The sequence below is a fragment of the Novosphingobium sp. ST904 genome, from assembly GCF_001298105.1.
Lineage (GTDB): Bacteria > Pseudomonadota > Alphaproteobacteria > Sphingomonadales > Sphingomonadaceae > Novosphingobium.
This window is the reverse complement of record NZ_LGJH01000157.1, coordinates 53,932-67,302: the sequence shown is the minus strand read 5'-3', so window position 1 is coordinate 67,302 and position 13,371 is coordinate 53,932. Positions and strand designations below refer to the sequence as shown.

Genomic DNA, 13,371 nt, shown 5'->3' with positions numbered 1-13,371 from the left:
AATGATCGCGGAACTCGGACTTGCAGCGCTTTGGCTGGCCGCTGCACTCGCTGGCCTGCAACTGATCGCGGGTGCTCTTTCGCTGACGGCGCGCGGGGCATCGCTGGCGGGCATCGTGCGTCCCGTCGCCGTCGTGCAGGGCCTTCTGGCTCTCGTTGCCTTCATGGCCCTCGTCGACCTGTTCGCTTCCACCGACCTTTCGGTGAAGCTGGTGGCGATGAACTCGCATTCGATGAAGCCGCTGATCTTCAAGATCGCCGGAACCTGGGGTAACCACGAGGGCTCGATGCTGCTCTGGGTCACCGTCATGGGTGTGGCTGGCGGGTTCGTGGCGCTCGTGGAGAAGCGGCTGCCGGAGCCGACCATGCTGGCGACGCTCGCGGGGCAGGCTTTCGTCAGCCTCGGCTTCTATGCCTTCCTGCTGATCGCCTCGAATCCGTTCGAACGGCTGCTGCCGGTTCCGCAGGAGGGCAATGGACTCAACCCGCTGCTTCAGGATCTCGGCCTCGCGTTCCATCCGCCCACGCTCTATCTCGGCTATGTCGGCCTGTCCGTAGCCTTCAGTTTCGCGATCGGCGCGCTCGTCACGCGGGAAGTCGGCCCTGCCTTTGCAAGGGCCATGCGCCCGTGGGTGCTGGGCGCATGGATTTTCCTGACGGTCGGCATTACGGCCGGCTCCTACTGGGCCTATTACGAACTTGGCTGGGGCGGCTGGTGGTTCTGGGATCCGGTCGAGAACGCCTCGTTGATGCCATGGCTGGCGGCAACAGCCTTGCTCCATTCGGTCAGCGTGCTGGCGGCGCGCAATGCGCTGCGCGCCTGGACGATGATGCTCGGGGTGGTGGCGTTCTCGATGTCGATGATCGGCACTTTCCTCGTGCGTTCGGGCATTCTGACCAGCGTCCATGCTTTCGCGGTCGACCCCGAGCGCGGATCTTTCATCCTTGCGCTGCTGGCGATCAATATCGGCGGAGCGCTCATCTTGTTTGCCCTGCGCGCGGCGACCGTGACCGAAGGCGAGCGCTTTGCCGTCGTCAGCCGCGAGGGCGCTCTCGTGTTCAACAACGTCATGCTTTCGGCGATTCTCGGCATCGTCCTGTTCGGCACGCTCTATCCGCTGGTGGCCGAGGCGATGGGTGCGAAAGTCTCCGTCGGGCCGCCCTATTTCAATCCGATGGGCGCGCTTTTCGCGGTTCCGATGCTGATCGTGCTGATGGTGGGGCCGCTGCTGCGCTGGAGGCGCGATTCGTTCCCGCGCATCGGCAAGGCTCTGGTGATCCCGGCCATGCTGATCGTTGCGGGAATGATTGCCATGGTGGCGATCGGCGGTGTCTCGCTGTTGTCGACGCTGGGCTTCGCGCTGGCGCTAGGCCTGGGATGGGCCAGCGTCCTGCCGCTCAAGGGGCGGAACCTGCGCCGCACGCCGTTGCCGATCTGGGGCATGGTGGTGGCGCATCTCGGTATTGCCGTGTCGCTACTGGGGATGAGCTGCGAAAGCGCGTTCTCGATCGAGAAGCTTGTCGCGGTGAAGGCCGGCGACGTTACCGAAGTCGGGCCGTGGCAGGTGAAACTCGATACCGTGGAACCGGTGGCAGGGCCGAACTGGACGGCGCTCGAAGCGCGGCTGCTCGTGCGTTATGGCGATACCGGGCGGGTGATTCAGATCGATCCGCAATCGCGCAGTTTCTGGGCGCCGCCGCAGCAGACCAGCGAATCGGCATTGCTGACGCGCTGGAACGGGCAGCTTTATGCGGTTCTGGGCGGAGAAGCCGAGGATGGGCGCTGGCAGCTTCGCTTGTGGTGGAAACCTTTCGTGACGATGATCTGGCTTGGCGGTCTGATGATTGCACTGGGCGGCTTCCTGGCCCTGCTTGGCCGCGTGGCGAGCGACCTTCGCCGTATCTTCGCCCGTGACAAGATCGCGTACCGCCGCGAACGTCAGGCCCAGCTGGGAGAGCGCTCATGAGCGAACCGTCCGCCAAGGCGCCTCGCTGGGCGATCTGGCTGCCTCTGGCGCTGTTCGTGGCGTTCGTGGCGCTTGTCATGCTCGGGCTCTATCGCCCGGCCGACAAGACCGTGGCCAGCACGCTTGTCGGCAAGCCGATGCCGGCGTTCTCCCTGCCCGCGGCATTGCCGGATCGGCCTGGACTGAACAGTGCGGATATGGCTGACGGCAAGCCCCATCTCGTCAACATCTTCGCCTCCTGGTGCATTCCCTGCCGTGTCGAGGCGCCGCAACTGGGAGCCCTGGCCCGGGCCGGAGTCCCGATCGAGGGCATATCGGTGAGGGACAGCACCGAGGCGTTGCAAGGGTTCCTCGAGGAAAACGGCGATCCCTACAAGCGGGTCGGTGCGGATGACGACGGCAAGGTGCAGTTGTCGCTCGGTTCGTCAGGCGTGCCTGAGACTTACGTGATCGATGGCAAGGGCGTGATCCGCTACCAGCACATCGGCGAAATCAGGCCGGACCAGATCCCGCTGATTCTCGAAAAGCTCAAGGAAGCGAGCCAGTGACCCGTTTCTTCGCGGCATTGCTGCTGACACTGATCATGTGGACCGCCTTGCCCGCGGCGGCGCAGGAGGAGCAGTCCACCGCGCCTTATGCCTATCGCCAGCTTGACGATCCCGCAAAGGAACAACAGGCCCAGACGTTGATGGAAACGCTGCGTTGCCTGCAGTGCCAGGGACAGTCGATCGCCGATTCGGACGCACCCATCGCCGGTTCCATGCGCTCGCTCGTGCGGGAGCGGATCGCTGCCGGGGAGGACCCCGAAGCGATTCGTGGCTGGCTGATCGAACGCTACGGAGACTATGTCAGTTATGCCCCGCAACTGACGGCGCTGACCTGGCCGTTGTTTGCGGTGCCGCTGTTCCTGCTGGCGCTGGCGGCATTGCTGCTACGCAAACGGTTCCGACGGGGCGGCCCGGTGCCGGGAGATTCGCTGTGACCTGGGTCTTCGTCGCGCTGCTCGCGATCGTTTCCTTCGTGCTGATCGTGTTCGTGTTCAAGGCGCCGAGGGGCGGGCGTGAGGCCATTGCTGCCGCACTGATGCTGGGGATTGCGGGCTATGCCGCGCAGGGGCGCCCCAGCGAGCCCGGCGCGCCCAAGGAGGCGGCCGAGGCGCAGGACACCGAGGCCGGCGAATTCTTCGTGGAGGCGCGCGGCAAGCTGAGCCGCGAGGGCATTCCGACCAGCAATCGCTGGGTGGTGATCTCCGACGGCCTTGCCCGCAACGGTCACTACATCGACGCCGCCGGCCTGCTGCGCGGCGCGATCGAGGACGATCCCAGGAATTCTGAGGGCTGGCTGGCGCTCGGTAACGTGCTCGTCGCCCACTCGGAAGGCGTACTGACACCGGCCTCGCTCTATGCCTATCGCCAGGCGGGAGCGGCCGATCCGAAGGCGCCGGGGCCTCCCTACTTCCTCGGCCTTGCCATGGCGCAGTCCGGAAAGCTGCCGGAAGCGCGGGCGCTCTGGGCCGATCTTCTCGAACACGCTCCGGCCGATGCCGGTTGGCGCGGCCCGCTGGCGCAGCAATTGCAGCGGCTGGACGCCTTCATTGCCAGCCAGTCCTCCGGGCAGAATCCCGAGGACATGTCGGCCCGCCCATGAACGCAGCGCTAACGGTCGTTGCTAGGCTCTTATCATGCTGCTAACGGCGGGCGCTTGTCGGGGCGGTGAAATGCTGACGCGACAAGTCCATTACGGGGCGCTGGAATGAGTGATGCAAGTTCGGACACGGCTGTCGTTCCGACGGTGATCGATCCGGCGACGGGGCGCAAAGCCCCCGCCGCCGGGGGACATGGTTCCGGCAATATAACCAAGCTCGCACTTGGCGCCGTTGGCGTCGTGTTCGGCGACATCGGCACCAGCCCGCTCTATGCGTTCCGCGAAACGTTCGTCGGCCCGCATCCGCTGGCGATCGATGAACTCCATATTCTCGGCGTGGTCAGCCTGATCTTCTGGTCGATGACGCTGGTGGTTTCGGTCCAGTACGTCGGTATCCTCATGCGGGCGGACAACAAGGGGCAGGGCGGAAGCCTCGCGCTTGTTGCGCTGATTTCCGGCGCGATCCGCAAGTCCCGCTATGGCCCGCTGGTCGTCCTGCTCGGCGTCTTCGCGACTTCGCTGTTCTACGGCGATTCGATGATTACGCCTGCGGTTTCCGTGCTTTCGGCGGTCGAGGGCCTTACCGTGGTCGAATCGCGGCTGGCACCGCTGGTACTTCCCATCGCGCTGGTGCTGCTGATCGCGCTCTTCGTGATCCAGAAGAGCGGCACCGCCAAGGTCGGCGCGCTCTTCGCGCCGGTCATGGTGGTCTACTTCGCCGTGCTTGCCGTGCTCGGCATCTATCATCTCGTGCAGATGCCTTCGGTGCTGGTGGCGCTGAACCCGTGGTACGCGATCCAGTTCTTCATGACCGACAAGGTGCTGGGTTTCCTGGCGCTCGGCTCGGTCGTGCTGGCCGTTACCGGGGCCGAGGCGCTCTATTCCGACATGGGCCACTTCGGGCGCGGCCCACTGCGGCTGTCGTGGTTCGGCGTGGTCATGCCCTGCCTGCTGATAAACTACTTCGGCCAGGCGGCGATGATCCTCGGACTGGACGATTCTGCGGCGGCAGAGGCGATGAAGAACCCGTTCTTCAATCTCGCTCCCGAAAACCTGCGCCTGCCGCTGGTGATTCTCGCGACCTGCGCTACCTTCATCGCCAGCCAGGCGGTGATTTCGGGTGCGTTCTCGATCACCCACCAGGCCATGCAACTCGGCTTCATCCCGCGCCTCTCGACTCGCCATACCAGCGAGCACGAGGTCGGGCAGATCTATATCCCGTTCGTGAACTGGGCCCTGATGACCGGCGTGATCGTGCTGGTACTGGTGTTCCAGAATTCGTCGAACCTTGCGTCCGCTTACGGTATCGCCGTTACGGGTGCGATGCTGATCGACACGTGCCTCATGGCCGTGCTGCTGATCGTGCTGTGGCGCTGGAAGCTGTGGCTGGCGGTGCCCGTCATCGTCACTTTCTTCGTGGTCGACGGGGCTTACTTCGCCGCCAACGCCACCAAGGTGCCGGACGGCGGCTGGTTCCCGCTGCTGATCGGCGGCGTCGCCTTCACCTTGCTGACGACGTGGAACAAGGGCCGCCGCCTCATGCGCGACCGCATGACCGAGGCAGCGCTGCCGCTCAACGTCTTTGCCAAGAGCGCCCACGGTTCTGCCGCGCGGGTACCGGGGACGGCGATCTTCATGGCCTCCAGCAACGCCGGTGTGCCTTCGGCGCTGCTTCACAACATCAAGCACAACAAGGTGCTGCATGAACGCGTGGTGGTTCTGACGGTCGAAGTGCAGGACGTGCCTTATGTCGAGCCTGCCGAGCGCTACTCGGTGACCGACCTTGGGCAGGGCTTCTATCGCATGACGCTGCGCTACGGCTTCATGGAAGAGACGGACATTCCGGCTGCGCTCGCCCATTCCGAACTGTGCGGCGGCCCGTTCGAGATGATGAAGACCAGCTTCTTCCTCTCCCGTCAGACGCTGGTGCCTTCGGCCAAGCCCGGCATGGCGATCTGGCGGGAGAAGCTCTTCGCCTGGATGATGCGCAACGCCGCCAGTGCTATGGAATTCTTCCGCCTGCCCACCAATCGTGTGGTCGAACTGGGCAGTCAGCTCGAAATCTGACGGGAATTTTGTCATTATCCCGTGTTCTGATCGTGTTAGCTTTCGCGCAAACGATCTGGAGCCGGGACGATGAACTTCTTGTTTGGCTTGCTGCTCGCACCCTCATCGGCGGGATTCGTTCCGCCTCCGCTACCCGTGATCGACACGATCGGCGCGCGGGATTCTGGAGGGCCGAGCCTTGCAGGCTGGGCGCCGGGACCGGTGACCTGCAAAGACGGCACGCCGGTTGACACGGCCGGGCTGGTCCATCCTTTGAAGGGTCTGTGGCGCGATTCCATGGCGCGCGGGGACGTCACCCTGCGGTTCGATATCGACGCCTCGGGCCGGGCGATTTCCATCGAGGACCGTTATTCTCCCGGCGCCGACCTCGGCCCGGCATTGGCGGCGAGCCATTTCCCGGCGGCGGCGCGTGAAGGATGCTCGATCACCTTCACGCCGAAAGAGATACCGATAGCAGCAGCCACGATCGCCGATCTCGCGGCTTATACGATGGACCCGATTTCAGGTCGATTGCCGGCACAGGGTTGGAGCCGTTTGTGGGGAGAGGGGGACTGCATGGAGCGTCCGCGGCCCCAGGTTCTCACACGCGCCTACCCGGACTTTCGCAAAGTACCTGCGAAGCCCGGTGTGCGGGAGTGGGCACTGGTCTCCTATGACCTCGATGCAAATGGCAAGCCGGTCCATGCCCGCATCATGACGGGCAGCGGCAACCAGGCGCTCGAAAAAGAATCCGTCAAAGCCGTCGCCAGATCGCGGTTTACCGGGGGAGCGCGGCAGGCCTGTCGTTTTCCCTACTGGCTGAAACCCGACACGGTCCCGGCGCCGCCGATGCCCGGCCCCGGCGATCAGCCGGAGAACGCGAGCTGTCCCGCGGAAAAGCAGTGGGCCGTTCCGCCTTCACTGCGTTTTCCGCCGGCTTATGGCCGCCGCCGTATCGAGGGGTGGGCGATCATCGCCTACGATGTGGCCCCATGGGGCGCTATCGGTAATGCCAGGGTGGTGCAGGCGCAGCCTTCCGACGCTTTCGGGCGGCAGGCGCTCCAGATGCTGCAGCAGGCGGAGCTGGCAAGTTCGCCGCAAGGCGCGACGGGTTGCGTCGCGCGGGTCAGGTTCGCGATGGAACCGCAGGCCGGCTCCCGGACAGATGCAGATGCCGTGGAGCCGGAAACGGAATTCTGAATCGCGGCCCGCTCAGTCGTGCGGCGGATTCTCGATCACTTCTTCCTTGGCGGCCTCGCCCATGCCGTGCTTGAGCACCATGGGAAGCTGGGAGAAGGTGAAGACGAATGAAAGCACCGTGAAGCCCCAGAGCTTTGCCTGAAGCCAGGTTTCGAAGCTCACGGTGAAGACCAGTGCCGTGTTCAGCGCTGCGAGCAGCAGGAAGAACCAGGCCCAGTTGCGTGAAAGCTTCAGCCATCCTTCCTCGGTCAGCCCTTCGAAGGCGGACTGGAGGAGATACTTCAGCATGGCCTTGCCGCGCATCAGGCCGAAGAACAGCACGCCCGCAAACATCAGGTAGACGGCGGTGGGCTTGATCTGGATCCAGAACGCGTCGTGAAACACCACGGTCAGCGCGCCAAATCCGACGATCAGCACTGTCGTCAGCCAGAGCATCGGCGAGATATGGCCGAGCCGCCATTTCGAGATGCCCAGCGCGATCACGGTGGCGACCATGAAGGCGATAGTGCCCTTGATGACGGCGGAAACGGTGCCGATCGTACTGCCTTCGCCGGCTGGAGAAAAGTGCCGGTAGGCAAGGAAGAAGACCAGCAGCGGTCCAAAATCGACGACGAGGTTGACCCAGCTCGACTTAGGCTTTTCCGCGGAGGTGGTGTGGGCGTTCATCAGGCGATTCCGGCGATGACCCGTGCCAGCAGGTCCGGGTTGAAGGGGCGCAGGTCGTCGATCTTCTCGCCGACGCCGATGGCGTGGATGGGCAGGCCGTATTGCTCCGCCGCCGCGACGAGGACGCCGCCGCGTGCGGTGCCGTCCAGCTTGGTCATGATGAGGCCGGAGACGCCCGCCACTTCCTTGAAAATCTCGATCTGCGAGAGCGCGTTCTGGCCGTTGGTGGCGTCGAGCACGAGCACCACGTCATGCGGTGCCTCGGGATTGAGGCGGCCGAGCACGCGGCGGATCTTGGACAGTTCGTCCATCAGCTCGCGCTTGTTCTGGAGGCGGCCGGCGGTATCGACGATGAGAGCGTCGATACCCTGGTCGGTCGCGGCCTTGACCGCATCGAACACGATCGACGCAGGGTCGCCGCCCTCGGGCCCCTTGATCAGCGGAATGCCGAGACGGTCGGCCCAGACGCCGAGCTGGCCGATTGCAGCGGCGCGGAAAGTGTCGCCCGCCGCCAGCATGACCGAATAATCCTGCTCCTGGAACAAGTGCGCCAGCTTGGCGATCGTGGTGGTCTTGCCCGAGCCGTTTACGCCGATCACGAGGATCACTTGCGGACGCGGGAAGGCGACGACATCGAGCGGCTTGGCAACCGGACGCAGAATCTCGGCGATCTCGCGGGCGACCACTTCCATGATCGCGCGCTCATCGGCGTCACGCTCGAAGCGCTCTTCGGCAAGGCGGGTGCGTATGCGGGCGGCAGCGCGGGGGCCGAGGTCCGACATGATCAGCGCGTCTTCGAGCGCATCGAGCTGTGCGTCGTCGAGCTTCGATTTACCGACGATGCCGGAGAGATTCTCGCTCAGGCGTTCGGAGGTCTTGCGAAAGCCCCCGAACAGGCGGTCGGACCAGTCGCGTTCAGCCTGCTGGCCTTCGGTACTCATGATTCCAGTATTCCTTCGACTACCCTTGCGGGCGTAACGCGGATCAGCGCGCCGGGCTGCGCATGGGCAGGCAAGCGCACGGGCGCGAAGTTTTCCGCATGGCCTTTCCCACCTCTTTCGGCAAGCACGGATAGCGGGTGGCCGATGAGGCCGGCCAGCCAGCTCGCCCTGATTTCGGCGATCCTGTCGCGCAGCTGCGCGGCGCGCGCCTTGATCGCGGCGGGATGACTTGCGGCATGCGCGCCGCCGGGGTGCCGGGGCGCTGCGAATAGGGAAAGACATGACCGTGGACGACCTGCAGTTCGCCCAGGATCGAGAGATTGGCCGCGTGGGCCTCCTCGTCCTCTGTCGGGAACCCGGCGATGAGGTCGGCGCCGATGGCGATCTCGGGGCGGCGCGCGCGCAGGCTGGAGACGAGGCCGATGGCATCGGCGCGGGAATGGCGGCGCTTCATGCGCTTGAGGATCAGATCGTGGCCATGTTGAAGCGATAGGTGGACATGCGGCATAATCCGCGCTTCGCCGGCCAGCAGCTCGAACAGGGTCTCGTCCACTTCGGCGCCATCGATGGAGGAAAGGCGCAGGCGGGGCAGAGCGGGAAAGCGCGCGAGGATCGCTTCGCAGAGCGCGCCGAGGCGAGGGGCGCCGGCGTGATCAAGGCCCAGATCACTTCCCTGATCACTGGCCCAAGACGTGAGGTCCACGCCGGTCAGCACGATCTCGTTCACGCCGCTGTCGAGGTGGACCGCCACGTCGTGCAGCACCTCGGAGACGCTGCGCGAGCGGCTGGGGCCGCGGCCCTGCGGGATCACGCAGAACGTGCAGGCATGGTCGCAGCCGTTCTGCACTTGCACGAAACCGCGCGTATAGGCGCGGCGTTCGGCGGGGGCAGTCACGGCGGGCACGTTCCAGGCGCGTGGGTCGAGCTTGGCGGTGTTCGGAACCAGGCCATCGACCTCGGGCATGGCTGCCAGCATCTCGCGCTCTACTTCGGCGGCGCAGCCGGTGACGATCAGGCGCGCGTCCGGCCGTTCCTTGCGAGCGCGGCGGATGGTCTGACGGGTCTGACGGACCGCTTCGGCCGTCACCGCGCAGGAATTGACGACCACGAGATCCCCATCGGCTTCCGACACGCCGCGCAAGAGCCCGCGCAGCGATTCGCTTTCCGAAATGTTGAGGCGGCAGCCGAGCGAATGGACTTCGACGGTCAATCTGGAATCCCGTAGTCCGCCGCTTCGAACGAGCCCCGGAACGATTCGCTCGCGGGGCCGGTCATGACGATCTCGTCGTCTTCCCGCCATTCGATCGCGAGCGGGCCGCCGGGCAGGGTGACGGTGACCTTGCGGTCCACGAGGCCGCGCTTCATCGCGCCGATGGCAGTCGCACAGGCACCGGTGCCGCAGGCGCGGGTAAGCCCGGCGCCGCGCTCCCACACGCGCAGGCTGATGGCATCGCGCGCGGTAACGGCCGCGACATTGACGTTGATGCGTTCGGGAAACAGCGGATCGGTCTCGATCAGGGGGCCGAGGCGCGCCATGTCGATCCGGTATGGATCTTCAACGAAGAAGATCACGTGCGGATTGCCGACATTGACCGCAATCGGATTGACGAGTTCCTCCCAGGCCACCGGCATCCGGTGCGTATCCATCGGATAGCCGAGCGGGATTGCATCCCAGTCGAAACGGGGCTTGCCCATTTCCACGCTGATGCCGCCATCGGTAGGCGTGGTGGCAAGCATTCCGCCCAGCGTCTCGATCGTGGCGGGGCGCCCGTGGAGCAGGCCGATGGCGCGGGTGGCGTTGCCACAGGCCTCCACTTCGCTACCGTCGCCATTGAAGATGCGCATGCGGAAATCGCCGAGATCCGATGGCGCCAGCACGATCAGCTGGTCGCAGCCGATGCCGGTGTGGCGGTCGGCGAGCGCGGCGGCCAGCGCCGCATCCACGACCGGCAGCGCGCCGGTGCGTCCATCGAGCACGACGAAGTCGTTGCCGAGCCCATGCATCTTGGTGAAATCGATCCGCATGGCGCGCGATTTATGCGCTGCGGCGCGTCAGGTCCAGAGAAAGCCGCAAGACGGGCAGACAGGGCCCGGTCAGGCTTGGCGGGCTTGCGGGTCGTCAGTGCTTTCGGCGGCGCTGGAGAGTTCCGCTTCGCGCTTCGCCTCGATTTGGCTGCGCAGCGCTTCGAGATCGCTGATCGCTTCCGAGTCGGCCACGAGTTCCATCCCTTCGAGCCATTCGGCGAGCTGTGCGGCAGGGCGAGGGCGGCCGTAGAGATAGCCCTGGCCCTTGATCTGATCGTATTGCTGGAGGTGCGAGAGCACTTCGCTGGTCTCGATCCCTTCCGCGGTTACGGGCATGTCCAGTCCTTTGCCCAGCATGGCGATGGCATGGACGATCGCGGCGCTGTCCTTGTTGTCGGTCAGGCTGGAGACGAAGCTGCGATCGATCTTGATGCGATCAAACGGCAGGCTGCGCAGCAGCGCCAGCGAGCTGTAGCCGGTCCCGAAGTCGTCGAGGCTGACCTTGATGCCCTGATTCTTCAGGCTGGTGATCAGCGTGCGGACCTGGGCCAGGTTCTGGTGCAGGCAGGATTCGGTGATCTCGATCTCAAGCCGGTGCGGCGGGAAGCTCGCTTCCAGCAGGAGTTTGAGCAGCTTCTGGGCGAACCACGGATCGCGCAATTGCAGCGGGGAGATATTGACCGAAAGGGTAAGGCGCGAATCCCAGCCTTTGGCATCGTCGAGAGCCTGCGCGATCACGCATTCCGAGAGGTCGGCGATCGCGCCGATCTCTTCCGCGATGGGGATGAAGATATCGGGCGCGACGATGCCGAACTGCGGAGAATTCCAGCGCGCCAGCATTTCGAACCCGGTCAGTTCGCCGGTGTGCAGGTCGATCTGCTGTTCGTAGAACGGCACGAACTCGCCGCGCGGAATTCCCTGGCGAATCCCGAATTCCAGTTCATTGCGGAAGCGCATCTCGGCGGCCATCGGGGCCTCGAACCAGTAGTAGCTGTTCCGGCCCTGCCGCTTGGCATGGTACATGGCGACATCGGCCATTTCGAGCAGCGCGCGGGCATCGGGGCGATCGCCGTGCGCGGGAGGAAAGTCGGATCGGGCGAGCCCTATCGAAGCGGTCACTTCGATATTGATCGCATTGACCGAGGCGCTTTGCCCGATCGCCTCCACGAGCGACGCGGCGATGCGGTCGATCCGGTCCACGCGGGTAAGGTCGAAGGGGATGGCGACGGAAAACTCGTCACCGCCGATGCGGCTGATCAGCGCCTGGTGAGGGAGGCAACCGGAAATCCGCCGTGCGCACTCCTGCAGAAGCCGGTCGCCGGTGTTGTGGCCGTTGTAGTCGTTGACCTGCTTGAAGTTGTCGAGGTCGATCATGGCCAGAACGACGGCGCGCCCCTGCAACTCTGCCTTGCGGATCATCTCGTCCACCGCGCGGTGGAAGCTGCGGCGGTTGAGGAAGCCGGTGAGCGGGTCGGTTTCGGCCAAGTGGCGCGCGCGCTGTTCTGCCCGTTTGCGCTGGCGGATTTCCTCGCAAAGCTGGCGGTAGCGGCTCCACCCGAAGATGATGATCGCCACGTTGAGCAGGAAGGCGTTGAGCAGGAATCGGTCTGGCCCCGGACCTTGGCCGAGCAGCGATTTCACGACCGAAGGGCCGATGGCGCTGCCCGTCGCCACGAACAGCAGGATGGCCGCGGTGACGATGCCCAGCGCGACGATGTCGACCTGACGGTCGGCAATCTCGCCGTCGCCGCCGTCTGGCGCGGCCCCGATTGTGCTCACCTGATGTCCCCCTGCGCTTGAACCCCGGTGGATCGCTAGCGCAGGGGGACTGAAATATTGGTTAAGTTGGCCGAACCGCGCGCGGTCGTCTTACATCTTGAGGCCGATCTCGCGCAGGCGCTCCTGCAGATAGTCGTCTGCGGTGATGCTGACGGGATAACGGTCCGGGTTTTCCTCGCTCACGCATTGTTCCAGCGTCCTGAACGGGAAGTCGCTGCGAAGGTGGAGGAAGAACGGCATCGAGTAGCGGCTGTGCGCGGCGCGGTCGCCCTCGGGATTGCGGACGCGGTGCGTGGTCGAGGGCAGGAAGTGGTTGGTCAGGCGCTGGAGCATGTCGCCGATATTGATGACCACCGCGCCTTCGGGCGGCGCGACCGAAAGCCACTCGCCGTTCTTGCCAAGCAGTTCGAGACCGGCTTCCTGCGCGCCGAGCAGCAGGGTGATGAGGTTGATGTCCTCATGCGCGCCGGCGCGAATGGCACCGCCCGCACCTGATCCCACGGGCGGATAGTGCAGCAGGCGCAGGACCGAGTTTCCGTCTTCGATGGCCGGATCGAACCAGCGCGCATCGAGGCCGAGATAGACCGCGATGGCGGCAAGAATCTCGGCGCCGGCCTTGTCGAACTGGGCGTAGAGTTCCGTGAAGGTTTCCTCGAAGCCTTCGATCTCGGCGGGCCAGATGTTGGGCGGCATCGAGGCGGCGAGCGGCGAGCCGGCGGGCAGGTCGCGGCCGACGTGCCAGAACTCCTTGAGGTCCTTTTCGGTCGCGCCCTTGGCCACTTCGGTGCGGAACGGCGTATACCCGCGCGCGCCGCCCTGTCCGGTGATGAAGTACCGGCGCTTGACGTCGTCGGGGAGCGCGAAGAACTGCTCGGTAAGCGCCCAGGCGCGGGCGATCAGTGCCTGGTCTATGCCGTGGTCGCGGACCATCGCGAAGCCGAAGGTGCGAAAGCTCTCGCCGATGTGCTGCGAGAATTCGGCGCGGTCGCCTTCGAGGCTGAGAACGGGAATCTGGGCAAGGTTCATCATGGTCTTCCAAACAAGGATCGGCTGACAGTGACCGGCACGCGCGAATGACGGCGCCGAATCACCAGTGTTGTCTCC

General features: G+C 64.9%; 11 protein-coding genes and 1 pseudogene. 6 read left to right on the top strand and 6 right to left on the bottom strand.

What is annotated here, in order from left to right:
* The first annotated feature begins 1 nt into the window (after position 1).
* From ADT71_RS20270 to ADT71_RS20245, 6 genes are all read left to right on the top strand, one after another.
* The gene (locus ADT71_RS20270; protein ID WP_054439717.1) at positions 2–1,966 is read left to right on the top strand and encodes a heme lyase CcmF/NrfE family subunit; all 1,965 of its coding nucleotides are present in this window, start codon (positions 2–4) and stop codon (positions 1,964–1,966) included.
* Positions 1,963–2,514: a DsbE family thiol:disulfide interchange protein gene (locus ADT71_RS20265; RefSeq protein WP_054439715.1), complete on the top strand. Its 552-nt coding sequence runs from the start codon at positions 1,963–1,965 to the stop codon at positions 2,512–2,514. Before ADT71_RS20270 ends, ADT71_RS20265 begins: the two co-directional genes overlap by 4 nt.
* Positions 2,515–2,549: 35 nt before the next feature.
* Positions 2,550–2,948 carry a cytochrome c-type biogenesis protein gene (locus ADT71_RS20260; protein WP_082370474.1) on the top strand — a complete coding sequence of 133 codons (399 nt, stop codon included), beginning with the start codon at positions 2,550–2,552 and terminating at the stop codon, positions 2,946–2,948.
* A complete protein-coding gene (locus ADT71_RS20255) occupies positions 2,945–3,613 on the top strand; it encodes a cytochrome c biosynthesis protein (protein ID WP_054439711.1) in 669 nt (222 codons plus the stop codon). Before ADT71_RS20260 ends, ADT71_RS20255 begins: the two co-directional genes overlap by 4 nt.
* Before the next feature lie 105 nt (positions 3,614–3,718).
* The gene (locus ADT71_RS20250) at positions 3,719–5,677 is read left to right on the top strand and encodes a potassium transporter Kup (RefSeq protein WP_054439709.1); all 1,959 of its coding nucleotides are present in this window, start codon (positions 3,719–3,721) and stop codon (positions 5,675–5,677) included.
* A gap of 69 nt (positions 5,678–5,746) precedes the next feature.
* Entirely contained in the window at positions 5,747–6,856 is a 1,110-nt protein-coding gene (locus ADT71_RS20245) for an energy transducer TonB (protein WP_054439706.1), read from the top strand.
* A gap of 12 nt (positions 6,857–6,868) precedes the next feature.
* Here ADT71_RS20245 and ADT71_RS20240 read toward each other — a convergent pair whose 3' ends face one another.
* From ADT71_RS20240 to ADT71_RS20215, 6 genes and pseudogenes are all read right to left on the bottom strand, one after another.
* A complete protein-coding gene (locus ADT71_RS20240; protein WP_054439704.1) occupies positions 6,869–7,522 on the bottom strand; it encodes an inner membrane-spanning protein YciB in 654 nt (217 codons plus the stop codon).
* Positions 7,522–8,463: a signal recognition particle-docking protein FtsY gene (gene ftsY / locus ADT71_RS20235; protein ID WP_054439702.1), complete on the bottom strand. Its 942-nt coding sequence runs from the start codon at positions 8,461–8,463 to the stop codon at positions 7,522–7,524. Before ftsY ends, ADT71_RS20240 begins: the two co-directional genes overlap by 1 nt.
* A pseudogene (locus tag ADT71_RS20230) lies at positions 8,460–9,673 on the bottom strand (MiaB/RimO family radical SAM methylthiotransferase). The gene ftsY and the pseudogene ADT71_RS20230 overlap by 4 nt, the downstream one beginning before the upstream one ends.
* A complete protein-coding gene (dapF, locus tag ADT71_RS20225) occupies positions 9,670–10,488 on the bottom strand; it encodes a diaminopimelate epimerase (RefSeq protein ID WP_054439700.1) in 819 nt (272 codons plus the stop codon). The pseudogene ADT71_RS20230 and the gene dapF overlap by 4 nt, the downstream one beginning before the upstream one ends.
* 69 nt (positions 10,489–10,557) lie before the next feature.
* Complete coding sequence (locus tag ADT71_RS20220) at positions 10,558–12,267, bottom strand: bifunctional diguanylate cyclase/phosphodiesterase (protein WP_231636062.1); 1,710 nt, start codon at positions 12,265–12,267, stop codon at positions 10,558–10,560.
* Positions 12,268–12,357: 90 nt separating this feature from the next.
* Positions 12,358–13,293, bottom strand: coding sequence for an isopenicillin N synthase family oxygenase (locus ADT71_RS20215; protein WP_054439872.1), 936 nt, complete (start codon positions 13,291–13,293; stop codon positions 12,358–12,360).
* Positions 13,294–13,371: the final 78 nt, after the last annotated feature.

Coding starts and splice junctions, on each gene's coding strand:
- ADT71_RS20270 (WP_054439717.1), top strand. CDS start 2: ATGATCGCGGAACTCGGACTTGCAGCGCTTTGGCTGGCCGCTGCACTC.
- ADT71_RS20265 (WP_054439715.1), top strand. CDS start 1,963: ATGAGCGAACCGTCCGCCAAGGCGCCTCGCTGGGCGATCTGGCTGCCT.
- ADT71_RS20260 (WP_082370474.1), top strand. CDS start 2,550: ATGTGGACCGCCTTGCCCGCGGCGGCGCAGGAGGAGCAGTCCACCGCG.
- ADT71_RS20250 (WP_054439709.1), top strand. CDS start 3,719: ATGAGTGATGCAAGTTCGGACACGGCTGTCGTTCCGACGGTGATCGAT.
- ADT71_RS20245 (WP_054439706.1), top strand. CDS start 5,747: ATGAACTTCTTGTTTGGCTTGCTGCTCGCACCCTCATCGGCGGGATTC.
- ADT71_RS20240 (WP_054439704.1), bottom strand. CDS start 7,522: ATGAACGCCCACACCACCTCCGCGGAAAAGCCTAAGTCGAGCTGGGTC.
- ftsY (WP_054439702.1), bottom strand. CDS start 8,463: ATGAGTACCGAAGGCCAGCAGGCTGAACGCGACTGGTCCGACCGCCTG.
- dapF (WP_054439700.1), bottom strand. CDS start 10,488: ATGCGGATCGATTTCACCAAGATGCATGGGCTCGGCAACGACTTCGTC.
- ADT71_RS20215 (WP_054439872.1), bottom strand. CDS start 13,293: ATGAACCTTGCCCAGATTCCCGTTCTCAGCCTCGAAGGCGACCGCGCC.